The organism is Pseudomonas sp. TUM25319 (assembly GCF_056388475.1).
In genome coordinates, this window is sequence record NZ_CM150751.1 from 963,822 (window position 1) to 986,387 (window position 22,566).

The following is a 22,566-nucleotide window of genomic DNA, read 5'->3' on the forward strand; positions in this document are numbered from 1 at the left end:
ATGGCCTTGCTGATCAGTGCCGTGCTGTTCTTCTTCACCTTCGTGCTGCTGGTCGTGCACCTGGGGCGCCAGCATCGCCGCGAACAGTTGGTCGCCATGCGCCTGCAGGGCGAAAAGAGCGACGAGCCGCTGCGCAACGGTTGGCTGGAGAGCCTGGGCAACAGTGCGCTGGCTCAGCGTGCCTTGAATCTGGACAGCGAAACCCGCGTCCTGCTCGACCGCATCGGTTGGCGGCGGACGCGACAACGTTCGCTGTTCGCCGCCTTGCAGATTGGTGTGCCGCTTTGCGCCCTGGGGCTCGCGGTGGTGGTCCAGCAACTGATGTATGCCGACAGCAAGACGCCTTGGGTGCTGCCGATGTTCGCGCTGGGTATCGGCTACCTGTTGCCCAAGCGCACGCTGGCCTATGTGGCGGCCCGTCGACAGCAGCAGATCGCCAACGAGGTTTCCAGCTTCATTCCCTTGCTGCGCATCCTGTTCGACTCCGGGTTGGCGGTGGAGCAGAGCCTGCGCATCCTGAGCAACGAAGGGCAGCAGTTGCTGCCGGTGCTGAGCCGCGAATTGCGTCTGGTGCTGGCGCGTGTCGACTCTGGTCTGGCGTTGGCACCGGAACTGGAGAAAACCGCGGCGTTGCTGTCGGTGGAGGAATTCACCGACACCTGTGTGATTCTCCAGCAGTTGCTGACCCAGGGCGGGGGTGCCATGAAGTCGCTGTTGGCGCTCAAGCAACTGCTCGACGATCGCCGTCTGACGCGTCTGCAGGAGCGCATTTCGAAAATGTCCGGGAAGATGTCCATCGTCATGATGGTGTTTCTGTTTCCCGCGTTGTTGATCGTGCTGGCGGGGCCGGGGCTGAGTGCGCTGGCTCGAGCCTTCACTCATTGAAAAGGGGGAGCCGCATGAGACTCGCTGTGTTGATGGTCGGCGCACTGCTGCTGACGGGCTGTGCCAGTCAGGGCGCAGCCCCGTGGCTGGCACTGACGGATGGGCCGAAAAGCTGCGGCAAGCTGGATTCCTCCCAGGAGCTGGCCTTGAACATGGCCGATGAACTGCTGGCCGACGGTCGGCCCCACGCCAGCCTGGCGCATCTCGAACAGATGCCCGACAGCCTGGTCCAGGTGCGGATGCGCAAGGCCAAGGTGTTGCGCCTGCTGGGCAGCAGCGAAGCCGAACCGCTGTACCGCAGCCTGCTGGGAGGCTGCATGAGCGCCGAGGCCGAACATGGCCTGGGACAACTGGCGGCGGGGCGTGGTGACAACGTCCAGGCCCGCCAGCACCTGCTGCGTGCGGTTCGCCTGGCGCCCACCGACGAGAAGATCCGCAACGACCTCGGCGTGACCTACCTCAGCCTGGGCGAACTGGAGAAGGCCCGTTTCGAGTTCCTCACGGCCATCGAGTTGAAGGACAGCGACCGCTTGGCGGCCGTCAACCTGGTGACCCTGCTGTTGTATCAGGACAAATGGCAACAGGCGGCTGATCTGGTCAGCCGCTTCGGCCTCAGCGCCGACCAGTTCAATGAGGCCCAGGCCCGTGCCGAGCAACTCAAACCCGGTGGCGTGCAGCCGCCCAGGAGTTCCTGATGAACATCCGAATTCCGTTGTTGATCACGCTGGCGGGTTTTTCCTGCGCCGCTGTCGCTATCCCCGACGGCCCTTCGTCCAAGGCCCAGGCAGTCACCGAAGCCTGGCTGCAGTTACAGCCCAAGGCCATCCATGACTCCAGCATCCCGCAAGCGGCCACGGCCACAGAGCGCGAAAAGGCCATGGAGCGCTGGATCAAGGTGTACAACTACGAGATTCCGGAGCATTTCAAATGGGAGAAGATGAGTTCGGATGGGGGCGGGGGGAGCAAGTGAGGTTTTCGCCATCCTTTGAAAAAGTCGACTCTCACCCAATGCCAGTCTGTTAGTGCAACTGGGGCCGCTCTGCGGCCCCAATTGTTACCGAGTCACTAACTGACAGGCACTGACTCTCGCCAGGTTTTTGCCCTCAATGTTCCGTCACCCGCTGCCTTGCCCCTGGCGAGCCTGGTGACAGCGCCAGTGCAAGCTGGGTGCGGTTGTGCATATGGGTCAGGCGCAAGACCTGCGAAACGTAGAGCTTCACCGTGTTTTCGGTGATACCCAGTTCGCAGGCGATCTGGTAGTTGGTCTTGCCTTTGCCGACCAGGCGCGCAACGTCGAGCTGGCGCGGGGAGAGCGGGGCGAAGATGGTCGGGATGGACTCGCTTTCCAGCGGGGCCTCTTCCCGGGTTTCATGCGTGGTGGCTGCCTGGCCGCGCGCTTTGTCGAGGTCCTGGTAGAGGTCGTCGATGGACTCGGCCAGGTACTTGAGTTTCTGGTTCAGATGGCCCAGTTGGTTGTGGTCCTTCTGCCGCTTGAGCAGTTCGCTTTCCTGGCGTTGCAGGCCCTGGAGCAGTTCCGCGAGGTCTACCGGCTTGGCGTAGTAGTCGGCGAAGCCTTCGCGCAGCGCCTTGATCACATCCTGCTTTTCGGCACGTCCGGTCAGCATGATGGCTTCGAAGATGCGCTGCTGTTGCCCGGCTACTTCCTTGAGCGCGTGAACCAGCTCGATGCCATCGTACTCGGGCATGTTGAGGTCGCAGACCACCAGGCCGATGTCGCGATCAGCGGCAAAACAGTCGATGGCTTTCACGCTGGAATGGCTGGGAACACAGCGATACCCGCTGCTTTCGAGAAATTCGCACAGTTCTTCGACGATCAATGGCTGGTCATCGACGACCAGTACTTTCACTTGGCTGGCTGGCATATTGCTCGCGACTCCTTGCTGAGGTGCCCTCCCTGAAAGCTGCCAAGGCGGTCCCGGTCACGGTGGGGCACTAATTCAAAAGTAGTCGCTCCTTTCGACTATTTACAAGGCGTGACAGCCGACTCAGAGCCATCAGGCGACTAATGGATCCATAAAGCCGTGAGCAGGAAGCCCGCCAGCAGGTAGGGCGCGAAGGGCTGCTTTATTGACGCCTGCTCCTGCAGTTGCCGAAGACGGTTCTTAACTTTCTGATTAAGCAGGCCCCACAAGCGGCGGCGGGTCAGCAGCCATACCAGTACGGCCACCCCGGCGCCGATGAAGGTTCCCAGCAGATACCACTGGTCAGTTGCCAGGGCCAGAGCGCCCAGCAGCTTCACGTCGCCAGCGCCGAGGCGACCAAGGATATAACCCGGAAGCGTTAACAACATCACCAGTGCCAGCGCGAGGGCAGCATCGGCGGGTTCAGAGCCGATCCAGGTGTGCCCGGTGGCGAACAGCCAGACCAATGCGCCGGCGGCGACGCCGAGGGTGAGGGTGTTGGAGATCTGCCGCTCGCGGACATCCTGTTCGGCACAAAGGCCAAGCCACAACAGCAATACGAGACTTTGCATTGGCGAAATGCCATCCCTTGGTCTGATTGATTCTATGCTTGTCTGAGAGGTGTCACTGTCAGGGTAGACGCGATCATGAAAGCAAGCCTCGCAAGACGGGAAAAAGGTGCGGTGGCGATTGAATTCGCCTTGGTCTTCACGATGTTTTTCGCGGTGTTCTACGGGCTGCTCAGCTACAGCCTGCCGATGCTCATGGTGCAATCGTTCAACCAGGCCAGCAGCGAAGCGGTGCGCCGCTGCGTGGCGCTGGATCCGTCGAGTTCCACCTATGCCACCGACGTCACCAATCTGGCTCGCCAGGTGTTGCAGCAGCAACTGGCCTGGTTGCCGGGATCGCTGAGCTTCCAGTACACCAGCGACGCCACGGTCACGCTGACGCCGGGTCGCTTGTTGACGGTGAACATCCACTACGACAAGAGCAAGATCACCTCGGTCTTGCCGGTTCTGGTGCTGCCGCTGATCGGTGAAGTGCCCCGATTGCCGACGCGTCTGAGTGCCCAAGCGAGCCTGCAGCTTTGAGCGGCGGGTCGGGGCTCTTCGATCGCTGGCGGACCCGCGCCACGGACACGCCGGACTGGCCAGAAGCATCGGCGCCACCGGCAGTGGGCCTGCAACTGTGGCTGGACAATCAGGCTCGCGTGCTGCGCCTGGGCGGTCCGCTGCGCACGGTGCTGGCGCTGCCGGCCCACCTGCCGGCGCAGGTGCAGGACTACGTGCAGCCGCAGAGCCTGCTGAGCCTGGAAGGCGAGCCGGCGGACTGGCAGGCCCATCCGCTGGACCTGGACCTGCGTACCGCTGCCGGGCACACCCTGCACACCCGCGGCTGGATACTGGCGCAGGCCGATGGCTGGCTGCTGCAACTCTTCGACATCGGTGACCTGGTGCAACAGCAGCGCCAGGGCATCGCAGCACAGCAGCGCCAGGCACTGGCGGCCGACATGGGTGCGGCGCTGCGCGATGGCAGCCTGGCACACATCGCCGAGGTCGCCACCGAACAGTTGCGCCGTCTGGCGTGGCACTGGCAGGCAGGCTGGGCGATGTTGCTGCTGCGCGGCAGCGGCGGCTGGAAAAGCTATGTGCACAGCGGCGACACCGTGCCCTGGAGCGAGCAGCGCCTGAGTGCGCTGCTCAACGAACTGCCCGCCGGGCACCTGATTCGCAGCAGCAGCCAGCCCGCCTTGCAGGCGCTGAACATTCCGTTCGTGCTGCTGCCTCATACCCAGCGTCACGAAATCCAGGCGTGGTTGCTGTGCGAGGACAGCGGCGAGACCACGCTGGACGACAATGCCCTGATGCTGGCGGATGCCCTGGTCGAGCCATTGTTGGCGCGCCTCACTGGCGACCGACTGCTGGCCAGCCAGCAGCGCCTGGATAATGTCCAGGGCCTGCTCGGTGCCGGCTGGTGGGAGTGGTCGCCCCATGATCCCTACCTGCATCTGGCGCCAGGCCTGGCGGCGAGCTTCGGGGTGCCGGCGCAGGTGACCCTGGCCGATTGGTTGAGCCAGGTGCACCCGTCCGACCGCGAGGAAGCACTGCTGGCGTTCAGCGGCCTGCAGCGGCGCGGCGACAACCTGCAGTTGTGCCTGCGCCTGCAGGGCGAGCCGGCGCGCTGGTATCGCCTGTGCGGCGAGGTCTGCGGGCTGGGCGAGTCGCGCCGGCTGCACGGTTTCATGCTCGACATCACCGACATCAAGCAACAGGAGCAGCAGGCCACCGGGGCCCGTGCGCGGCTGGACAACCTGATCGCCAGTTCGCCGGCGGTGATCTATGTGCAGCGTTACGAAGAGGGCGCCCTGCACGCCGATTTTTTCAGCGCAAGCCTCAAGCCGCTGCTGGGCTGGCACGCCATGCCAGGCGAGCGCCTGCAGCCGGGAAACTGGGTGCACCCGGAAGACCAGCCGCTTTGGCTGGCCCGCACCCGCACGCTGCTGCGCGAGGGGCAGGTGCGTAGTCGCTACCGCCTGCGCGACATGGACGGCAACTGGCACTGGGTGCTGGATGAGGCTCGCCTGCTGCGCAACGACCTGGGCATGCCGGTGGAGGCCGTCGGGCTGTGGCTGGACGTCACCGAGGCGACACAGGCCAGCGAACGCGTGCGCCAGAGCGAAGAGCGTTATCGCGTGCTGGTGGAGGACTCGCCGGCGATGATCTGCCGCTATCAGCCGGACCTCAGACTGCTCTACGGCAACCGGCCGCTGGCCGACTACCTGGATTGCACCCCCGAGCAATTGCCAGACATGAACCTCGGCGACTGGATGTCGGACAGCCAGCGCGAATCCTTCCGCCAGCGCATTGCCTTGCTGACCCCCCAGGCCCCGGTGAGTAGCGACGAGGTCTGCCTGCAGTTGCCCGGGCGTCAGCATGCCTGGTGGGTCTGGTCCGACCGCGGCCTGTTCGACGACGAAGGCCAACTGGTCGAAGTCCAGGCCGTCGGGCGGGACAACACTGAAGTGCGGCGCGCCCAGCAGTTGGTGCTGCAGAGCGCGAAAATGGCCACCCTGGGGGAAATGTCCACCGGGCTGGCCCACGAGATCAACCAGCCGCTCAACGTTATGCGGATGGCCGTGGTCAACGCCCTCAAGCGTCTGGAAAACGGTGACCTGGATATCGAGTACCTGCAGGAAAAGCTCCGTCGCATCGATGCCCAGGTGGTACGTGCATCGAAGGTGGTGGATCACATGCGCGTGTTCGGCCGTCGTTCCGAGGTCGAGCGCTCACTGTTCGAGCCCTGGCTGGCGGTGGAGGGCGCCCTGTCGCTGCTGGCCGACGGCCTCGCCGGCAAGGGCATCGAGATCCGCCTCGGCGATCCGCCGGCGGCCTGCACGGTCAATGGGCACGAGGATCAGTTGGAGCAGGTCCTGATCAACCTGATGGTCAATGCCCGCGACGTACTGCTGGAGAAGCGGGTGGCGCAGCCCTGGATCGCGCTGCGTGGAGAATGCGACGGGCACTGGGTACGCCTGTGGGTGGAGGATAACGGCGGCGGTATCGATCCACGCCTGCTGGAGCGCATCTTCGAGCCGTTCTTCACCACCAAGGGGCCAGGCATCGGCACTGGCCTGGGGCTGTCGGTGAGCTACCGGATCGTCGAAAGCATGGGCGGGACGCTGAGCGCGAGCAACGGCCGGGACGGCGCGCGGTTCGTGATCGAACTGCCGGTTCAGAGCACCAGCTGAGCGCGGGTGCTGCTGCAGTCCATGTTGGCACCGACATCGGTGACCATCAGGTCGATGCCGAGAGCCTTGAGCAGTGAGTTGACCAGCGGGTCGGTGATGCGTCCGAGCAGCGTGATGATTGGCGGCAGCAGCAGGGTTTTCACACTGTTGAGCAGGCTGGCGGCCGATGTGACGATCTGCCCCAGCGGATGGCTGCCCTGGGGTTGATAAACCTGCAACTGCACGCCGTTGAGCGTACTGCCGAGGCTGCTGACCACGTCGGTGGAGCTACCGGTCGCCGATTTGTAAACCGGCGGCTGATCGAGGTTGGGCGGGGCGGTGGTGCCGCTGAACAGCTGCGAGAGGGGCGCCGAGGGCGGCGTGCCCAGTACGGTGGTATCGACCTTGATCCCGACGCCTCCTCCCACCAGAGGCACCCGGCCCTGGCAACCCACGGTGATGATGGTCAGCTTGGTGCAGATGTTGGTGCCGAAGTCGATCAGCGGGATGGGTTGCACGGCTGTCGTGCCGTTGGTGAAGAACTCGTTCGGGGAGTCGAACTTGCCGACCGCGACCTTGGCGGCAGCGGTCTGGGTGCTGGCTGTCAGTTGCTTGTCGGGCGAGCAACTGTAGTTGGTGACTTCGCTGGTGGCGGAGGCGACCTCCACACCGATATCGATCTGTTGCACGTTGGGCATCAGTTGTATGTCGCTGACTTTGCACGGCACCAGGACCAGGCAGCCGATGGATTGCAGGGTGCCCTGCAGATTGAGGCTGAGCAGCGGGTTGATGATATTGGTCAAGGGGGTCGCCAGGTTGAGGACGGCGTTGGTCAGGCCGGTTATGGAGCTGAGTATCGGCAGGTCCAGGGAAATCAGCGCCCGCACCTGGGCGGTGTGCACCTTGATTTCATCGGTCGCCGGATTGCCGATGGCCGAAAGCTGCTCGGGCTCGATCACCTTGAGGCGGATGGTGCCGGTCACCGCCCCCAGCAGGTTCAGCGGGATCTGCGCCACCGCCGCGCTGTCCTTGGCCGCCAGCATTACCGATGCCTGCACCAGGTCGATGACGTTGAGCATGGTGTCGAGCCCGGCCTGGCCGGTGCCGTTGGCGACATCGAGAATGTCGCCCAACTGGATCAGTGTGCTGTTGTCGGCCCCGACCACGATCTTGCCCAGGTTGGTCACCACATCCGCCGCCGCGCCGCTGCGACCGGCCACCGTGGCGGCGGCGCGGATCAGGTCGGTGGCCTTGAGATTCTTCGCCAGCAGTTCGTCGTAATGACCGGCACCGACGTTGAGGTCGATCGCCAGTTGATCGAGGAAATCCAGCAGGTTGATCTGGGTATTGGCGATGCCCTGCCAACCCACCGCGTCCAGGCTCACCCGCCCGCCCAAGGGGTCGATCAGCGCGTTGAGCAGGGCCGATTTGCGCGAGTCCATGGTCAACAGCGTCGAGCGCAGGCGCAGCATCGCCAGCGGCGGGCGCGGCGCCGCCGCCACGGCCTGGGCGTGCAGGGCGGTGGTGGCGGCCAGGGGTTCGCCGCTGACCATGCTGCGTATGCCCGAGGCTATGCTGGTGGCGACATTGCTGGTGCCGACGACGCGGATCGCTTCGGCGATGCTGGCGTCAGGCGTGAAACTGCGCAGGCTGGCGGCACCGGTGCTGACGCTGCCACAGGTGGTGACCAGGCTATTGCCGTTGGCGAGGGTGAAGCCATTGCGCACTGCGCTGGTGTTGGCCAGGGCCGCCGCCTGTGGACCGATGCCGTTGCAGGTGGCGCTCTGTCCGGCGGCTTCCAGGGCAGCCATGTCGACCACCCGTTGCAGCTTGCGTTGCTCCATGTAGAGCCGCCCGCCGTCGACTGCCAACAAGCCGAACACCAGGGCCATGGCCAGGGTGAGCGCCGTCATCAAGCCAATGGCACCCCGTTGGCGGGTAGCGAATCGAGGGAACACGAGCACTCCTTTGCCGGCACCTGGCCGTGCACCTTTCGTGTGCGTTCAAGGAGTGTAGTCAAAGACATGGCCAGTCGCCTTTATCCGGCGACCGGCCACCTGCGGGGGTTCAGCGGGGCGGGTAGTGGGACAGTACCTCGGTGACGGTCTTCTGGATCGCGCTGTTGCGTTCTTCCGGGGTCGGCGGGTAATGGTTCATGGTCTGCTCGGCACTGCCGCGCCAGACCAGCTTGCCATCGCGCCCGTCGAACAGGTCGACCTGGATGGTCGCCACCTTGTACTGCACGGTGCGGGTCTCGGCCATCATCGGGCCGCCCCAGTAACCACCGTAGTAGCCACCCCAGGCACCGCCGTACTGGGTGGTGATCTGCTGATGACGGTTTTCCACGATCAGGTAAGCCTGCACGTTCAGGTCGCCACGGTTGCCGCCCTGTGCGGGGCGCAGGCCGCGCTGGTCGAGTTGTTCGCTGATCGCTTGGCGGATGCGCTGTTCGGTGAGGTCGCTCTTGATCCGTGGATCATCCGGGCGGTACTGCAGCGCCGGTTCCTTCCAGGTCCAGCTGCGATAGCCGGCGAAGTCGCGGCTGGCGTCGAAGTCCTGGCTGACGTTGTTGGTCTGGCAGGCGCTGAGCAGCGCCAGGAGGGACAGTAAAGCGAGTCGGCGGAACATGGTGATACTCCAGTGACTGTGTCTAGCTGGGAGGATAGCCGCTCATGGCTTTTTCGACGGCCTGGCGCAGCGCTTCGTCGCGGTCGGCCAGGGAACCCTGGCTGCCGCTCTCGGCGCTGGCGCTCCACACCGGCTGGCCGCTGCCGGCGTCGATCAGATCGACACGCACTACCAACACTTCGATTTCGTAGGTCCGCACCACCGGTACGGTGGCATAGGCGCCGTAGCTGTTGCCGTAGTAGCCATGGCGATAGCCCATGCCGCCGTAGCCACCGCCGTAGGGGTAATAGTCGTCGTCGCGGTATTGGCGCAGGCGCCGCTCCATGTGCATGCCGGCGCTCACCAGCAGGTCGCCGCGGCCACCCCGGGCCGGGCGCAGGCCGCGCTGGTCGAGGGCGTTGCTGACGATCTCGGCCAGCTGCGCCGAATCGGTAGCGGCGTTGCCTGGCGGCAATTGGCCGTTGAGCCAGCTCCAGTTTCGGTATCTGCCGTAGTCGCGTGGCGGCGCTGGATAAGCGCTGCTGTCGAAGGTGCTGGCCGCCTGCGCCGGTGCCGGTGGCAGCGGACGCGAGCTGGCGACATAGGGATTGCTGCCCTGGCAGGCGGCCAGGGCGAAGCAGGCGATGACGGTAGCGACACGGTACGGCATGTGACTCTCCCACTAGCGGGGGCGGCAGATCCAGTGCAGGTAGCGACCAAGGCCGGCGAAGGCCGGGTGACGACGGTGGGCCAGTTCCATTTCCAGCAGGTCGATCAGCTCGGCGCGGGCCTGGAACTCGGTGGGCATGTAGTCATGGAACACGCGCACACCGCTCTCGGTTTCTATCTGCCATAGACCTTCAAGTTGCGCCCGGAGTTCGCGGGGATCAAGGGGTTTCTGCGGGGTCAGGCTCTGCTTTTCGCCGGCCAGGGTGTTGCGCCGCATCTTGCGGAAATGGCCCTTGAGCAGGTTGCGATACACCAGCGCGTCGCGGTTGTAGAACGCCAGCGACAGCAGGCCATCGGGGCGGGTCAATTGGTGCAGGACGGGCAGGATCGACTCCGGCTCGGCCAGCCATTCCAGCACCGCATGGCACAACACCAGATCGTAGGGTTCGGTCAGCTCGCCCAGCAGGTCCTGCCAGGGCGCCTGGATGAACGTCGCCGGCTGGCCGGCAGTGGCAAAGCGCTCGCGGGCGCCGTCGAGCATGGGCGCGGCAGGTTCGGCGAGGGTCAGATGATGACCGCGCTCGGCCAGCCACAGCGCCATATGGCCCAGGCCCGCGCCGATATCGAGGATGCGCAGCGGGCGGTCCGGCAGGCATTCGGCAAGGTCGGCCTGCAATACCGCGAGGCGGATCGCGCCTTTGGCGCCGCCGTAGATCTTCTCGGCGAAGCGGGTCGCCAGGGCGTCGAAATGACGGTCGTTCATTTGGCGAAGCGCCTCTCGCTGTCGGCCAGCTTGGCCCGCACCACCTGTTCCATGTCGATGCCCAGTTCGCTGCACATCAGCAGCAGATAGAGCACGACGTCACCGACTTCCTGCCCGGCGTGTTCCAGTTGCTCTGGGGTGAGCGTTCGAGACTGCTCCTCGGTCAGCCACTGGAAGATCTCCACCAGTTCGGCCATTTCCACGCTGGCGGCCATGGCCAGGTTCTTCGGGCTGTGGAAACCGCGCCAGTCGTTGTTGTCGCGGATACGGTGCAGCCGTTGGGTGAGTTCTTGCAGATTCATGTGGGGTCTCCTGAGGCGGTATAGCTTCAGGGGGAAGCTGGCGCCTGGCAAGACCTTGGACTGTGGCAGGCGTTTTGGGGAGCGCAAAGCGCTCCCGGAATCCACGCCGTCAGCAGGGCTCCCAGCGCCCCTGCATGTGCACCAGCCCGCCATGCCCGCTCAAACGAAACTGCCCCTGCGGCGCCTCGGCACTGCAATCGAGGATCACCTCGCTCGGCAGCCGCACCGGCTTGTGGAAGTCCACCGAAACCTCGTAGCCGCTGCGCGGCAGATGCCCGCGCAGGTGTGCCATGGCCATGGCCTTGCTCCACATGCCGTGGGCGATGGCCGACGGGAAGCCGAACAGTTTTGCCGTCGGCGCACTGAGGTGAATGGGGTTGTAGTCGCCGCAGACCCGTGCGTAATGCCGGCCGATGTCGCTGTCGGCGTACCAGCGGGTCAGCTCGCTCATCGGCAGCGGCTCGGGCGGCTGCACCTGTGGCGGCTGGCCTTCCAGCTTCATGCCGCGACAGAGCATCCGGCTGCTTTCCGACCAGATCAGCCCGAGGCCGTCCTCGGCATCGGTGCGCAGGTCGAAGGTGGCGCCTTTTTCGTGAGGCTGCAGGTTATCCACAGACACCGCGAAGCGCAGCCGCGAGATACCGCCCAGCGGCCGCAGCACACGAATGCGGTTGCTCAGGTGCACCAGCCCCAGCAGCGGAAACGGAAACCCCTTGGCCGTGAGCAACTGCAGTTGCAGGGCAAAGGCCATGACATGGGGATAGGTCGGCGGCAGGCGGCCGTCGTCGCTGAACAGGCAGAGCTTGCGGTAAGCAGCGAGGTTGCGTTCATCGACGCTGATCGAGCAGCGCAGCCCGCTGGTCGGCAGGGTGTCGCCGCTGATCCTGCGCTTGCTCGCGGCTTTCAGGTAAAGCCCGGAAAGGCCGGCGGTATGGCCGAGGTCGTGCCAGCTGGTCGTCATGTTCATGCCCCCATCACGGCCTGGCCGCACACCCGCAGCACCTGGCCGCTGACTGCACCGCTGCCGGGTTGCGCCAGCCAGGCCACCGCTTCGGCGACGTCCTGAGGCAGGCCGCCCTGGCCCAGCGAGCTCATGCGCCGCCCGGCTTCGCGCAGGGTGAAGGGAATGGCAGCGGTCATGCGGGTTTCGATAAAGCCCGGAGCGATGGCATTGATGCTGATGCCACGCGCCGCCAGCAGCGGCGCCCAGGCCTGGGCCAGACCAATGAGCCCGGCCTTGCTCGCGGCGTAGTTGGATTGTCCGCGGTTGCCGGCGATGCCGCTGATCGAGGCCATCACCACGATACGCCCACCGTCGCGCAGGGTGCCGGCGTCGATCAGTGCCTGGGTCAGCACGGCAGGGGCCTTGAGGTTCACGGCCAGCACCGAATCCCAGTACTCCGGGGTCATGTTGGCGAGGGTCTTGTCGCGGGTGATGCCGGCGTTGTGCACGACGATGTCGATGCCGTCCGGCAGGCCTTCGAGCAATTGCGCCGGGGCATCGCTGGCGCAGATGTCCAGCGGCAGGGCACGGCCACCCAAGCGTTCGGCCAGGGCGCTGAGGTCGTCACTGGCCTGGGGAACGTCCAGCAGCACCACGTCGGCACCGTCGCGGGCCAGGGTTTCGGCGATGGAGGCACCGATACCGCGGGCGGCGCCGGTGACCAGCGCCTTGCGCCCGGCCAGCGGGCGGGTCCAGTCCTGCACCTGGCTGTCGCAGGCTTCCAGGCGCAGGGCCTGGCCGCTGATGAAGGCGCTTTTCGGCGACAGGAAGAAGCGCAGCGCACCTTCCAGTTGATCCTCGGCCTCTTTCGCGACGTACAGCAGTTGCAGGGTACCGCCGTTGCGCAACTCTTTGGCCAGCGAGCGACTGAAACCCTCGAGGGCGCGCTGGGCAACGCGGGCCAGCACATCGTCGAGCTGTTCCGGGGCGCGACCGAGAATCACGATATGGGCACTGCGATCGAGGCTGCGCAGCAGTGGCTGGAAAAATTCGCGCAACTGCTTGAGCTGGTCGATGTCAGTAATGGAGCTGGCGTCGAACACCACCGCCTTGAGCTTGCTGCCCAGCCCGGCCACCCACGCCGGCAGGTCCAGCGCCTCATCGGCGAAACGGTAGACGTCAGCCGTGAGCCGGTTGGCGAACGCCGCCACCTTCGCCGCCAGCGGCCCGCCGCCCAGCAGCAGGGCGCCCTCTACTGGGCGCAGCCGACCGGCCTCCCAGCGTTCCAGGCGGGCCGGCGCAGGCAGGCCGACGGCACCCACCACGCGGCGACCGAAATCGGAGTTGGCGAAGTTGATATAGCGATCGGTCATGAGTACGTCTCCCTGAAATAAGCTCCAAAGTGTGGACCATGATCGGCCATTGGTCGTTCGCCACGGGAAAAAACACCTACGCTGTATGCGTCTATTTCGCGAAGTAAGGAAGTCTTCATATGCGAGTTCTGCGTCGGGTCGCGATCATTGGCGGCAATCGAATCCCTTTCGCCCGCTCCAACGGCCCTTATGCCCGGGCCAGCAACCAGATGATGCTGACCGCCGCCCTGGAGGGGCTGATCGAGCGCTTCAACCTGCATGGCCTGCGCATGGGCGAGGTGGCGGCGGGGGCGGTGCTCAAGCATGCCCGTGACTTCAACCTGACCCGCGAATGCGTGCTTGGCTCGCGGCTGTCGCCGCAGACCCCGGCCTACGATATTCAGCAAGCCTGCGGCACCGGGCTGGAAGCGGCTTTGATGGTGGCCAACAAGATCGCCCTCGGGCAGATCGAATGTGGCATCGCTGGGGGTGTCGATACCACCTCCGATGCGCCCATCGCCGTCAACGAGGGGCTGCGCCGTGTGCTGCTGGAGGCCAATCGTGGCAAGAGCACCGGGGAGAAACTCAAGGCGCTGCTGAAGCTGCGCCCGAGCTTTCTCAAGCCCGAACTGCCGCGCAACGGCGAGCCGCGCACCGGGCTGTCCATGGGCGAGCACTGTGAGTTGATGGCGCAGCACTGGGGTATTGCGCGGGGGGAACAGGATGAACTGGCCCTGCGCAGCCACCAGAACATGGCCGCCGCCTTTGCCGAGGGCTGGCACGCCGACTTGCTCACGCCGTTCCAGGGCCTGACCCGCGACCATAATCTTCGGCCCGACCTGACCCTGGAAAAGCTCGCGGCCCTCAAACCGGTGTTCGAGCGCAGCGACAAGGGCACGCTCACCGCCGGCAACTCCACCCCGCTGACCGATGGTGCCTCGGTGGTGCTGCTGGGCAGCGAGGAATGGGCCAAAGCCCAGGGCCTGCCGGTGCTGGCGTACCTGCTGGATGGCGAAACCGCCGCAGTGGATTTCGTCAATGGCCACGAGGGGTTGCTGATGGCACCGGTGTACGCGGTGCCTCGGCTGTTGGCACGCCATGGCCTGAGCCTGCAGGATTTCGATTACTACGAAATTCACGAAGCCTTCGCCGCGCAGGTGCTGTGCACCCTGAAAGCCTGGGAAGACCCCGACTACTGCCGCGACCGCCTCGGCCTCGAACAGCCACTGGGGTCGATCGACCGTAGTCGTCTGAACGTCAAGGGCAGTTCGCTGGCGGCCGGCCATCCGTTTGCTGCCACCGGAGGCCGTATTCTCGCCAACCTGGCCAAGCTGCTGGACCGCGCCGGCCAGGGCCGCGGGCTGATCTCGATCTGCGCCGCGGGCGGTCAGGGTGTGACGGCGATCATCGAGCGTTGACCAGCCGCGCCTCGGCTGCGGCGGCCGGCTTGCTGGAGTAGGCCTCGGCCATGATCGAGCAGACGATCAGCTGCAACGGGTGATAGATCATGATCGGCAGCAGGATCAGCCCCAGCCCCGGATGCGCCCCGAAAATCAGCGCGGCCATCGGCGCCCCGGCGGCGAGGGATTTCTTGCTGGCGCAGAACACGGCGGCGATCTCGTCGGGGCGGCTGAACTTCAGCGCCCGGGCGCTGCGGGTGGTCAGCACCAGTACCAGCGCCAGCAGCACGGCGCTGCCGGCCAGCGCGGTGACGATCACCGACAGCCCTTGCTGCTGCCACATGCCGGACATCATCGAATTGCAGAACGCGGCGTAGACCAGCAGAAGGATCACCACCTTGTCCATCACGTTGGTGTAGCGCTTGTGCCTGGCGAAGAATTTCCCCAGCCAGGGGCGCAGTGCCTGGCCCAGCAGCAGTGGGGCCAGCAGCAGGCCGCAGAGGTCGAGCAGGGTGGCGCCGAGGTCGATGCCGTCGGCACCGCCGCCCACCACCAGGCTCACCAGCCACGGGGTGATGAAGATGCCCAGCACGCTGGAAAGGCTGGCATTGAGGATGGCCGCCGGCACGTTGCCGCCGGCGCTGCCGGTCAGGGCTACCGAGGACGAGATGGTCGAGGGCAGGGCGCACAGGTACAGGAAACCGAGCATCAACAACGGCGGGATCTGGCTGCCGAATACGGTCTTGCCCAGCAGCCACAGCAGCGGAAAGACCACGAAGGTGAACAGTTGCACCATCAGGTGCAGGCGCACGTTTTTCAGGCCATGGCGAATCTGCTCGCTGGACAGGTTGATGCCGTGCAGGAAGAACACCAGGAACACGCCGATGTTGATCACGAACTCGGCGTGCATCGCCCCGCCTGCCGCGCCGAAGTGCGGAAACAGCCAGGCGAGGAAGGTGGCGAGGAACATGCCGCAGAGGAACCAGTCGGTAACCACGCGCTTGAGGTGCTTGAGTGCTTGCATAGGCGAACCTTCGAATCATCTTGTAATAATCCGGGTCGAGGCTAACCTGCTCACATCTTTCCGTCTTGCGACATAAGGCCAACCGATGCCGAGTAACGGACAAAATGCTGCGCCTCGTCGGATTCCCGAGCTGACGACACTGCCAAGGCCCCTGTATGCCCGCGCCGAGAGCCTCGGCGCAGGCTCCTGGACGCCGCGTCACCAGCATGCCTGGGTGCAGTTTTCCTACGCCATCAGTGGCGTGCTCGGGGTTCATACCGCCGAGGGCAGCTACTTCGCGCCGCCCCAGTGGGGCGTGTGGATTCCGGCGGGGGTGGAGCACGAGGTGATTACCTCGACCCGCGCCGAAATGCGCAGCCTTTATGTGCGCAGCGAGGACTCGCCGTGGGCGCCAGGGCATTGCCGGGTGCTGGAAGTCACGCCGCTGGCACGGGAGCTGATCAAGGAGTTCTGCCAGTACCCTGTGGATTACCCTCAGGGCGACAGCGTCGAAGCCCATCTGGTACAGGTCTTGCTCGATCAGTTGCAACGCTTGCCGGAGGTGGGATTTTCCCTGCCATCACCGCAGCACCCGGGATTGCTGGCGTTATGCAACGAACTGCTGGAACATCCAGAGCGGCCTCACACCCTGGAGCATTGGGCGCAGCGCCTGGGGCGTTCGGAAAAGACCTTGATGCGTCTGTTCCAGCGCGAGACCGGCCTGAGCTTCCGTACCTGGCGCCAGCGCATGCGCCTGCTGTCGTCTCTCGAGGCCCTCGAGCAGGGCCAGAGTGTGACCGAGGCGGCGCTGGGCTGCGGTTACGACTCGACCTCGGCGTTCATCGCGGCGTTCAAGGCCCTGTTCGGTGCGACGCCTGGGGAACTGTTCCGGCATTGAGCTGACGTAAATTGAAACTGCTTTGCCGTTGATCCGGACCCGTCGTCGGCAGGGCGCTTGAGTTATCGTGTGCGCGGCGCCGTTGTGGCGCGTCCATCAGTGGCAGAGACAGGAGCATGAACAAAAGCCGATGAAGACTCCCAAACGGATTGAACCGCTGATCGAGGACGGTCTGGTCGATGAAGTGCTGCGTCCGCTGATGAGCGGCAAGGAGGCAGCGGTCTATGTGGTGCGTTGCGGTCGGCAACTGCGTTGCGCCAAGGTCTACAAGGAAGCCAACAAGCGTAGCTTCCGCCAGGCCTCCGAATATCAGGAAGGCCGCAAGGTACGTAACAGCCGTCAGGCGCGGGCCATGGCCAAGGGTTCCAAATACGGGCGCAAGGAAGCCGAGGACGCCTGGCAGAACGCCGAAGTGGCGGCGTTGTTCCGCCTTGCCAGCGCCGGCGTGCGTGTGCCAAAGCCCTACGATTTCCTCGATGGCGTGCTGTTGATGGAACTGGTCGCCGACGAAGATGGCCAGGCCGCGCCGCGGCTCAACGATGTGCACCTTGAGCCGGAGCAGGCCCGCGAGTACCACGCGTTCGTCATTCGTCAGATTGTGCTGATGCTCTGCGCCGGGCTGGTGCACGGCGACCTGTCTGAATTCAACGTGCTGCTGGGGCCGGAAGGACCGGTGATCATCGACCTGCCGCAGGCGGTGGACGCCGCTGCCAACAACCACGCCTTCAGCATGCTGGAGCGGGATGTGGCGAACATGGCGCACTACTTCGGTCGCTTCGCCCCTGAGCTCAAGCAGACGCGCTACGCCCGTGAGATGTGGGCGTTGTATCAGGCTGGCGACCTGGTGCCGGACAGTCCCCTGACCGGGCAGTGGAAAGACGACGAACATACCGCCGATGTGAAAGGCGTGATGCGCGAGATCGAGGCGGCCCGCCTCGACGACCAGCGGCGCAAGGCTGCACGGGCCGAGGCCGAGCACGGTCCGGCGAAGAGCGATGAACCACCGCCTCCGCCCTGGATGCAGTGATCAGTGACAGCAGCCGGCTGCCAGGTCCTTGAGGATCGGGCAGTCGGGGCGATCGTCGCCCTGGCAGTGGGCGACCAACTCGCTGAGGGTGTCGCGCAGGCTCACCAGCTCGTCGATGCGCCGGTTCAGGTCAGCGATATGCTCGCTGGCGAGCGCCTTCACATCGGCGCTGGCGCGTTGGCGGTCCTGCCAGAGCGTCAGCAGCTTTGCCACTTCCTCCAACGAGAACCCCAGATCCCGCGAGCGCTTGATGAAGGCCAGGCTGTGCAGGTCGTCGGGCCCGTACAGGCGGTAGCCACTGTCGGTACGGGTCGCCGGCTTGAGCAGGCCGATGGACTCGTAGTAGCGGATCATCTTCGCGCTCAGGCCGGTGCGCCTGGCTGCCTGGCCGATGTTCATGGGTGCTTCTCCTCGTTCGGGATTTCGGGTTTCCAGGTCTTGAGCAGCAGCGCGTTGCTCACCACGCTGACGCTGGACAACGCCATGGCCGCGCCGGCCAGTACCGGATTGAGCAGGCCGAACGCCGCCAGGGGTATGCCTATCAGGTTGTAGATGAAGGCCCAGAACAGGTTCTGGCGGATCTTTGCGTAGGTCTTGCGGCTGATTTCCAGTGCTGCCGGTACCAGGCGCGGATCGCCGCGCATCAGGGTGATGCCGGCGGCCTGCATGGCCACGTCGGTGCCCCCGCCCATGGCGATGCCGATGTCGGCGGCGGCCAGGGCCGGGGCATCGTTGATACCGTCGCCGACCATTGCCACCACGCCCGACCGCTTCAGCGAGGTGACCTCGGCGGCCTTGTCTGCGGGCAGCACTTCGGCGTGCACGTCTTCGATACCCAGGGCCCTGGCCACCACCGCAGCGCTGCCGCGGTTGTCGCCGGTGAGCAGGTGGCTGCTGATGTTCTGCCCGGCCAGTTGCCGGACCGCCTGTTCGGCACCGGGCTTGAGGCTGTCGCCAAAGGCGAACAGGCCCAGCACCCGTGCATGTGGGGCACGCTCGATCAGCCAGGACAGTGTCCGGCCCTCGGCTTCCCAGGCCTGCGCACTGGCGGCCAGTTCGCCGGGCTGCAGGCCGCTTTCATCCAGCAGGCGGCGGTTGCCCAGGGCCAGGGAGCGTTCGCCAACGTTACCGGCGATGCCGCGGCCGGTAAGGGACTGGCTGTCGCTGATGTCCGGTACGCTCAGTTGCTGTTCGGCGCAGGCATCGAGCACGGCTTTCGCCAGCGGGTGTTCGCTGCCGCGCTGCAGGGCACCGGCCAGTTGCAGCAGTTCATCCGCCGTTGCCGCTACCGCCTGGCTGTGGACGATACGCGGGCTCCCGGAGGTGAGGGTGCCGGTCTTGTCGAACACCACACGATTGACCGCATGAGCGCGTTCCAGGGCTTCGGCGTCCTTGATCAGGATGCCGTGGCGGGCGGCCACGCCGGTACCGGCCATGATCGCGGTGGGTGTTGCCAGACCGAGGGCGCAGGGGCAGGCGATCACCAGCACGGCCACTGCGTTGATCAGCGCCACTTCCAGCGAGGCGCCGGCCAGCCACCAGCCGATCAGGGTGACCAGCGCCAGCACCAGCACCGTTGGGACGAACACCTGGCTGACCCGGTCCACCAGTTTCTGGATCGGCGCCTTGGCGGCCTGGGCGTCTTCCACCAGGCGGATGATCCGCGCCAGTACGGTTTCCGTGCCCAGCGCCAGGGTGCGCACCAGCAATCGGCCTTCACCGTTGATGGCGCCGCCGGTGACGCGGTCGCCGGGCTGCTTGGGTACCGGCAGGCTCTCGCCGCTGATCAGGGCTTCATCGGCGTGGCTCTGGCCTTCGACCACCTCGCCATCCACCGGGAAGCGTTCACCCGGCTTGACCAGCACCAGATCATCGAGGCGCAGTGCACTGATCGGCACGTCCTTTTCTACGCCGTCCACCACCTGCAGGGCGCGCTCCGGGCGCAACGCTTCCAGGGCGCGGATGGCGCTGGCCGTCTGGCGCTTGGCCCGGCTTTCCAGGTATTTGCCCAGCAGTACCAAGGCGATGACCACCGCCGAGGCTTCGAAGTACAGGTGTGGCTCCATGCCGGGATGAGCCGTGGCCCACTGGTACAGGCTCAGCCCGTAACCGGCGCTGGTGCCGAGGGCGACCAGCAGGTCCATGTTGCCGGCCCCGGCGCGCACGGCTTTCCAGGCCGCCACATAGAAGCGTGCACCAAGCAGGAACTGCACGGGCGTCGCCAGGGCGAACTGTGCCCAGGCCGGGAGCATCCAGTGGACGCCCAACGGCTGCAGCAGCATCGGCAGGACCAGCGGCAAGGCCAGTAGCAGTGCCAGGCCAACCGCCCAGCGTTCGTGGCGCAGGCGCCGTTCGCTGTCATCAATCGCGGCGGTACCGCTCTGCGGCGGGCTGGCGCTGTAGCCGGCGTGCTCGACGGCGGCGATCAGCGAAGTGCTGTCGGGCTGGCCGACCACTTCGATATGGGCGCGCTCGCTGGCCAGGTTGACGCTGACCGACTGCACGCCGGGGACCTTGCTCAGCGCCCGCTCGACGCGACCGGCACAGGAGGCGCAGGTCATGCCGCCGATCTGCAGCTCCAGGCTGTGTACCGGTACGCTGTAACCGGCCTGGCTGACCGCTGCCACCAATGCCGGCAGACGGTCGGCCGGGGCCTGGATGCGTGCCTGCTCAGTGGCGAGATTGACATTGACCTGCTCGGCGCCAGCGACTTTGCGCAGCGCCCGCTCCACCCGACCGGCGCAACTGGCGCAGGTCATGCCGACGATCGGCAGGTCGAAGGTGATTGACTCGGGCATGGGGCTCTCCTCCGTGGACTGGCCTCCAGCATCAACCTTGCCATGCGGACAAGGTCAATAGGTCAAATCGGCCTTCTTCAGATAGAGGCCTGTGTGGCCCGAAACGATGCGGTACTTACTGATCTGGCCGTTCTGCAGGGTGAGGCGCTGGCTGCGCTGGTTTTCGATGCCGTTATCGCAGCCAGGCGCCTGACCGCGCAGCAGGCGCAGACGAATGTCCACCGGGCCGGCGGGCAGGTTGAAGGAAACGGAGTCTTCCTGGAAAACCCGGCCGGAGAGCTGGTCGTTGAGGTAGATGCCAATCTCGCAAATGGTGGCTACTTCCAGGCGCTCGCGGGAAATGATCAGCACGCTGTAGTCCTGATTTTCCGCATTGGCCAGGGAAATGCTGGCGAACAACCCCAGTACACCGAGAAGGCCTATCGCTGCCTTGCCCATGGGTGAATCTCCTGCTGATGAATCGACAAGCTCGCAGCTTGGCCGACCCCGGCAAGGATTTCCAGCCCGGCAGCGTGACGACAAACTTGACCTTGCCCCGGTGGCAAGCTTGAGACTGCGATCGAACCCAACCATGAGGTAGCAATGATGCAAGTATTCAACGTTGAAGGAATGACCTGCGGCCACTGCGTCAAGGCCGTGACCAACGCGGTGCAGCGCGAGGACGAGGCGGCCGAAGTGAAGGTGGACCTGGCGCACAGGCAGGTGTCGGTGAAGAGCGATCTGCCGTCCGAGCAGATCCTCCAGCTGATTCGCGACGAGGGTTACGAGGCCCGGGCGATCTAAGTCGTCGGGCGCCGTCGCTGGCGTGCCGGTGATGGCGCCCGAAAGCATTTCCTTATAACTCCTTCAGCGAGAACCCGGCGGGCCGGTTAGACTAGGCAACTTGCTTAGCCTGCTACGGATTCCCGATGAACCTGCGCATCATCCTCATACTCGGCGCCCTCAGTGCGTTCGGGCCGTTGGCGATCGACTTCTATCTGCCTGGCTTCCCCGCCATGGCCATAGCCTTCGGCACCGACGAAAAACACATCCAGTCCACCCTGGCCGCGTATTTCCTTGGCCTGTCCATCGGCCAACTGGCCTACGGCCCGATCGCCGACCGTTTCGGCCGACGCATCCCGCTGCTGGGCGGAGTCGTGCTGTTCACCCTGGCGTCGCTGGCCTGCGCCTACGCGCCGACGCTGGACGCGCTGGTGGTGGCGCGTTTCGTCCAGGCGTTGGGCGGCTGCGCCGGCATGGTGTTGTCGCGGGCGATCGTCAGCGACACCTGCGATGCCGTCGGCTCGGCAAAGGTGTTTTCGCAACTGATGCTGGTGATGGGGCTGGCACCGATCCTCGCGCCGATGCTTGGCGGATTGATGGTCAATCTGTATGGCTGGCAGTCGATCTTCATTGCCCTGACCCTGTTCAGCGCACTGTGCCTGGTGGCCGTGGCCCTGTGGCTACCGGAAAGCCTGCCGGCCAATCAGCCCAGGCCACCTTTGTCGGGAGCGCTCGGGCAGTACTGGCGGTTGATCAAGGACCCGGTGTTCCTCGGCCATGCCTTGACCGGAGGCATCGCCATCGCTGGCATGTTTGCCTACATCGCCGGTTCACCCTTCGTGTTCATCAAACTCTACGGTGTGCCGGCCGAGCATTACGGCTGGCTGTTCGGCACCAATGCGGCGGGTTTCATTCTGGTGGCGCAGGTCAACGCCAGGCTGCTGGCCAAGCGTGGTCCGGCGTTCCTGCTGGCGCGGATGGTCTGGCTGTATCTGGCGGCGGGCCTGGTGCTGCTGGCTATCAGTGCGCTGCACCCTGCGGCGCTATGGCCGCTCCTGATTCCGCTGTTCGTCTGCATTGCCAGCCTGGGCTGCATCATTCCCAACGCGTCGGCGTGTGCCATGAACGGACAGGGCGCCCGGGCGGGCAGTGCCTCGGCCTTGATGGGATGCCTGCAATTCAGCGTCGCCGCAGGCGCGGCGGCGCTGGTAGGGGTATTGCACGATGGCAGTGCGATGCCCATGGCAATGGTCATCACCCTGTGCGGGACTGCGGCGGTGGCAGCGGCGATGCTGACCCGCCGGATTCAGCTCAGACGACCCGCCTGAGCAGCGGATGCGGCGCCTGGAGCCGGGCTTGCAGGGTATTGATGAAGGCCCGGGCTTCGGCCTCGCTGCGAAAACTCACCACATGCTGATCGAGCCGGACTTCCCATGGGCAGCCCGGTTTTCTGCCTGACGCATTGAGCACAATCTTCATCGCGGCATACCTCCGGTTGGCAAAGGCTG

24 protein-coding genes are annotated in these 22,566 nt (G+C 65.2%); 10 read left to right on the plus strand and 14 right to left on the minus strand.

Annotation, left to right across the window (positions count from 1 at the left end; translation table 11 throughout):
- The 3 genes from AC05QJ_RS04525 to AC05QJ_RS04535 are packed head-to-tail and all read left to right on the plus strand — an operon-like array spanning position 1 to position 1,855.
- The gene (locus AC05QJ_RS04525; protein ID WP_476745790.1) at positions 1-885 is read left to right on the plus strand and encodes a type II secretion system F family protein; all 885 of its coding nucleotides are present in this window, start codon (positions 1-3) and stop codon (positions 883-885) included.
- A 14-nt stretch (positions 886-899) separates the two neighbouring features.
- The gene (locus AC05QJ_RS04530) at positions 900-1,580 is read left to right on the plus strand and encodes a tetratricopeptide repeat protein (RefSeq protein ID WP_476745791.1); all 681 of its coding nucleotides are present in this window, start codon (positions 900-902) and stop codon (positions 1,578-1,580) included.
- The gene (locus tag AC05QJ_RS04535) at positions 1,580-1,855 is read left to right on the plus strand and encodes a DUF3613 domain-containing protein (RefSeq protein ID WP_476745792.1); all 276 of its coding nucleotides are present in this window, start codon (positions 1,580-1,582) and stop codon (positions 1,853-1,855) included. The genes AC05QJ_RS04530 and AC05QJ_RS04535 overlap by 1 nt, the downstream gene beginning before the upstream one ends.
- Positions 1,856-1,988: 133 nt before the next feature.
- Here the strand turns inward: AC05QJ_RS04535 and AC05QJ_RS04540 are convergent, their stop codons facing one another.
- Together AC05QJ_RS04540 and AC05QJ_RS04545 are read right to left on the minus strand one after the other, a co-directional pair.
- Positions 1,989-2,768, minus strand: a complete 780-nt coding sequence (locus tag AC05QJ_RS04540) for a response regulator (protein WP_476745793.1) — start codon at positions 2,766-2,768, stop codon at positions 1,989-1,991.
- Between the two features lie 140 nt (positions 2,769-2,908).
- On the minus strand, positions 2,909-3,379 hold the full coding sequence (locus AC05QJ_RS04545) for a prepilin peptidase (protein ID WP_476745794.1): 471 nt from the start codon (positions 3,377-3,379) through the stop codon (positions 2,909-2,911).
- A gap of 75 nt (positions 3,380-3,454) precedes the next feature.
- Here AC05QJ_RS04545 and AC05QJ_RS04550 point away from each other — a divergent pair, with 75 nt between their 5' ends.
- Together AC05QJ_RS04550 and AC05QJ_RS04555 are read left to right on the plus strand one after the other, a co-directional pair.
- A complete protein-coding gene (locus tag AC05QJ_RS04550) occupies positions 3,455-3,898 on the plus strand; it encodes a TadE/TadG family type IV pilus assembly protein (protein ID WP_476745795.1) in 444 nt (147 codons plus the stop codon).
- Positions 3,895-6,555, plus strand: a complete 2,661-nt coding sequence (locus tag AC05QJ_RS04555; protein ID WP_476745796.1) for a PAS domain-containing sensor histidine kinase — start codon at positions 3,895-3,897, stop codon at positions 6,553-6,555. The genes AC05QJ_RS04550 and AC05QJ_RS04555 overlap by 4 nt, the downstream gene beginning before the upstream one ends.
- On the opposite strand, the gene AC05QJ_RS04560 is transcribed toward AC05QJ_RS04555, so the two are convergent.
- The 7 genes from AC05QJ_RS04560 to AC05QJ_RS04590 all read right to left on the minus strand — a co-directional run bounded on the left by AC05QJ_RS04560 (position 6,540) and on the right by AC05QJ_RS04590 (position 13,191).
- Entirely contained in the window at positions 6,540-8,492 is a 1,953-nt protein-coding gene (locus AC05QJ_RS04560; protein ID WP_476745797.1) for a pilus assembly protein TadG-related protein, read from the minus strand. The two genes, AC05QJ_RS04555 and AC05QJ_RS04560, sit on opposite strands and share 16 nt — an antisense overlap.
- Positions 8,493-8,601: 109 nt before the next feature.
- Positions 8,602-9,162, minus strand: a complete 561-nt coding sequence (locus AC05QJ_RS04565; protein WP_476745798.1) for a DUF4136 domain-containing protein — start codon at positions 9,160-9,162, stop codon at positions 8,602-8,604.
- A gap of 22 nt (positions 9,163-9,184) precedes the next feature.
- Positions 9,185-9,811: a DUF4136 domain-containing protein gene (locus AC05QJ_RS04570; RefSeq protein ID WP_476745799.1), complete on the minus strand. Its 627-nt coding sequence runs from the start codon at positions 9,809-9,811 to the stop codon at positions 9,185-9,187.
- A 12-nt stretch (positions 9,812-9,823) separates the two neighbouring features.
- Positions 9,824-10,573: a methyltransferase gene (locus AC05QJ_RS04575; protein ID WP_476745800.1), complete on the minus strand. Its 750-nt coding sequence runs from the start codon at positions 10,571-10,573 to the stop codon at positions 9,824-9,826.
- Positions 10,570-10,875, minus strand: coding sequence for a nucleotide pyrophosphohydrolase (locus tag AC05QJ_RS04580; RefSeq protein WP_476745801.1), 306 nt, complete (start codon positions 10,873-10,875; stop codon positions 10,570-10,572). The genes AC05QJ_RS04575 and AC05QJ_RS04580 overlap by 4 nt, the downstream gene beginning before the upstream one ends.
- A gap of 109 nt (positions 10,876-10,984) precedes the next feature.
- Positions 10,985-11,836, minus strand: a complete 852-nt coding sequence (locus AC05QJ_RS04585; RefSeq protein ID WP_476745802.1) for a MaoC family dehydratase — start codon at positions 11,834-11,836, stop codon at positions 10,985-10,987.
- A 2-nt stretch (positions 11,837-11,838) separates the two neighbouring features.
- Complete coding sequence (locus AC05QJ_RS04590; protein ID WP_476745803.1) at positions 11,839-13,191, minus strand: 3-oxoacyl-ACP reductase; 1,353 nt, start codon at positions 13,189-13,191, stop codon at positions 11,839-11,841.
- A gap of 119 nt (positions 13,192-13,310) precedes the next feature.
- Between AC05QJ_RS04590 and AC05QJ_RS04595 the strand changes: the two genes are divergently transcribed.
- Positions 13,311-14,588, plus strand: coding sequence for an acetyl-CoA C-acetyltransferase (locus AC05QJ_RS04595; RefSeq protein WP_476745804.1), 1,278 nt, complete (start codon positions 13,311-13,313; stop codon positions 14,586-14,588).
- Here the strand turns inward: AC05QJ_RS04595 and AC05QJ_RS04600 are convergent.
- Complete coding sequence (locus tag AC05QJ_RS04600; protein ID WP_476745805.1) at positions 14,575-15,594, minus strand: bile acid:sodium symporter family protein; 1,020 nt, start codon at positions 15,592-15,594, stop codon at positions 14,575-14,577. The genes AC05QJ_RS04595 and AC05QJ_RS04600 overlap by 14 nt on opposite strands.
- Positions 15,595-15,679: 85 nt before the next feature.
- Between AC05QJ_RS04600 and AC05QJ_RS04605 the strand changes: the two genes are divergently transcribed.
- The gene (locus tag AC05QJ_RS04605) at positions 15,680-16,471 is read left to right on the plus strand and encodes an AraC family transcriptional regulator (RefSeq protein ID WP_476745806.1); all 792 of its coding nucleotides are present in this window, start codon (positions 15,680-15,682) and stop codon (positions 16,469-16,471) included.
- A gap of 130 nt (positions 16,472-16,601) precedes the next feature.
- The gene (locus AC05QJ_RS04610) at positions 16,602-17,498 is read left to right on the plus strand and encodes a PA4780 family RIO1-like protein kinase (RefSeq protein WP_476745807.1); all 897 of its coding nucleotides are present in this window, start codon (positions 16,602-16,604) and stop codon (positions 17,496-17,498) included.
- Here the strand turns inward: AC05QJ_RS04610 and cueR are convergent, their stop codons facing one another.
- Genes cueR through AC05QJ_RS04625 form a run of 3 tightly spaced genes read right to left on the minus strand, consistent with a single transcriptional unit; the run spans position 17,499 to position 20,734 of the window.
- Positions 17,499-17,897 carry a Cu(I)-responsive transcriptional regulator gene (cueR, locus tag AC05QJ_RS04615; RefSeq protein WP_476745808.1) on the minus strand — a complete coding sequence of 133 codons (399 nt, stop codon included), beginning with the start codon at positions 17,895-17,897 and terminating at the stop codon, positions 17,499-17,501. It lies immediately after the preceding gene.
- The gene (locus tag AC05QJ_RS04620) at positions 17,894-20,296 is read right to left on the minus strand and encodes a heavy metal translocating P-type ATPase (RefSeq protein ID WP_476745809.1); all 2,403 of its coding nucleotides are present in this window, start codon (positions 20,294-20,296) and stop codon (positions 17,894-17,896) included. The genes cueR and AC05QJ_RS04620 overlap by 4 nt, the downstream gene beginning before the upstream one ends.
- Before the next feature lie 54 nt (positions 20,297-20,350).
- Positions 20,351-20,734, minus strand: coding sequence for a hypothetical protein (locus tag AC05QJ_RS04625; protein WP_476745810.1), 384 nt, complete (start codon positions 20,732-20,734; stop codon positions 20,351-20,353).
- Positions 20,735-20,881: 147 nt separating this feature from the next.
- Between AC05QJ_RS04625 and AC05QJ_RS04630 the strand changes: the two genes are divergently transcribed.
- Positions 20,882-21,079 carry a heavy-metal-associated domain-containing protein gene (locus AC05QJ_RS04630; protein WP_476747866.1) on the plus strand — a complete coding sequence of 66 codons (198 nt, stop codon included), beginning with the start codon at positions 20,882-20,884 and terminating at the stop codon, positions 21,077-21,079.
- A gap of 125 nt (positions 21,080-21,204) precedes the next feature.
- A complete protein-coding gene (locus AC05QJ_RS04635) occupies positions 21,205-22,386 on the plus strand; it encodes a multidrug effflux MFS transporter (protein ID WP_476745811.1) in 1,182 nt (393 codons plus the stop codon).
- Here AC05QJ_RS04635 and AC05QJ_RS04640 read toward each other — a convergent pair.
- On the minus strand, positions 22,370-22,537 hold the full coding sequence (locus AC05QJ_RS04640; protein WP_476745812.1) for a hypothetical protein: 168 nt from the start codon (positions 22,535-22,537) through the stop codon (positions 22,370-22,372). The two genes, AC05QJ_RS04635 and AC05QJ_RS04640, sit on opposite strands and share 17 nt — an antisense overlap.
- Positions 22,538-22,566: the final 29 nt, after the last annotated feature.

What these genes read in the sequence shown, in the direction of transcription:
- AC05QJ_RS04525 (WP_476745790.1), top strand. Translation starts at nt 1, where the DNA reads ATGGCCTTGCTGATCAGTGCCGTGCTGTTCTTCTTCACCTTCGTGCTG.
- AC05QJ_RS04530 (WP_476745791.1), top strand. Translation starts at nt 900, where the DNA reads ATGAGACTCGCTGTGTTGATGGTCGGCGCACTGCTGCTGACGGGCTGT.
- AC05QJ_RS04535 (WP_476745792.1), top strand. Translation starts at nt 1,580, where the DNA reads ATGAACATCCGAATTCCGTTGTTGATCACGCTGGCGGGTTTTTCCTGC.
- AC05QJ_RS04540 (WP_476745793.1), bottom strand. Translation starts at nt 2,768, where the DNA reads ATGCCAGCCAGCCAAGTGAAAGTACTGGTCGTCGATGACCAGCCATTG.
- AC05QJ_RS04545 (WP_476745794.1), bottom strand. Translation starts at nt 3,379, where the DNA reads ATGCAAAGTCTCGTATTGCTGTTGTGGCTTGGCCTTTGTGCCGAACAG.
- AC05QJ_RS04550 (WP_476745795.1), top strand. Translation starts at nt 3,455, where the DNA reads ATGAAAGCAAGCCTCGCAAGACGGGAAAAAGGTGCGGTGGCGATTGAA.
- AC05QJ_RS04565 (WP_476745798.1), bottom strand. Translation starts at nt 9,162, where the DNA reads ATGTTCCGCCGACTCGCTTTACTGTCCCTCCTGGCGCTGCTCAGCGCC.
- AC05QJ_RS04570 (WP_476745799.1), bottom strand. Translation starts at nt 9,811, where the DNA reads ATGCCGTACCGTGTCGCTACCGTCATCGCCTGCTTCGCCCTGGCCGCC.
- AC05QJ_RS04575 (WP_476745800.1), bottom strand. Translation starts at nt 10,573, where the DNA reads ATGAACGACCGTCATTTCGACGCCCTGGCGACCCGCTTCGCCGAGAAG.
- AC05QJ_RS04580 (WP_476745801.1), bottom strand. Translation starts at nt 10,875, where the DNA reads ATGAATCTGCAAGAACTCACCCAACGGCTGCACCGTATCCGCGACAAC.
- AC05QJ_RS04585 (WP_476745802.1), bottom strand. Translation starts at nt 11,836, where the DNA reads ATGACGACCAGCTGGCACGACCTCGGCCATACCGCCGGCCTTTCCGGG.
- AC05QJ_RS04590 (WP_476745803.1), bottom strand. Translation starts at nt 13,191, where the DNA reads ATGACCGATCGCTATATCAACTTCGCCAACTCCGATTTCGGTCGCCGC.
- AC05QJ_RS04595 (WP_476745804.1), top strand. Translation starts at nt 13,311, where the DNA reads ATGCGAGTTCTGCGTCGGGTCGCGATCATTGGCGGCAATCGAATCCCT.
- AC05QJ_RS04600 (WP_476745805.1), bottom strand. Translation starts at nt 15,594, where the DNA reads ATGCAAGCACTCAAGCACCTCAAGCGCGTGGTTACCGACTGGTTCCTC.
- AC05QJ_RS04605 (WP_476745806.1), top strand. Translation starts at nt 15,680, where the DNA reads ATGCCGAGTAACGGACAAAATGCTGCGCCTCGTCGGATTCCCGAGCTG.
- AC05QJ_RS04610 (WP_476745807.1), top strand. Translation starts at nt 16,602, where the DNA reads ATGAAGACTCCCAAACGGATTGAACCGCTGATCGAGGACGGTCTGGTC.
- cueR (WP_476745808.1), bottom strand. Translation starts at nt 17,897, where the DNA reads ATGAACATCGGCCAGGCAGCCAGGCGCACCGGCCTGAGCGCGAAGATG.
- AC05QJ_RS04620 (WP_476745809.1), bottom strand. Translation starts at nt 20,296, where the DNA reads ATGCCCGAGTCAATCACCTTCGACCTGCCGATCGTCGGCATGACCTGC.
- AC05QJ_RS04625 (WP_476745810.1), bottom strand. Translation starts at nt 20,734, where the DNA reads ATGGGCAAGGCAGCGATAGGCCTTCTCGGTGTACTGGGGTTGTTCGCC.
- AC05QJ_RS04630 (WP_476747866.1), top strand. Translation starts at nt 20,882, where the DNA reads ATGCAAGTATTCAACGTTGAAGGAATGACCTGCGGCCACTGCGTCAAG.
- AC05QJ_RS04635 (WP_476745811.1), top strand. Translation starts at nt 21,205, where the DNA reads ATGAACCTGCGCATCATCCTCATACTCGGCGCCCTCAGTGCGTTCGGG.
- AC05QJ_RS04640 (WP_476745812.1), bottom strand. Translation starts at nt 22,537, where the DNA reads ATGAAGATTGTGCTCAATGCGTCAGGCAGAAAACCGGGCTGCCCATGG.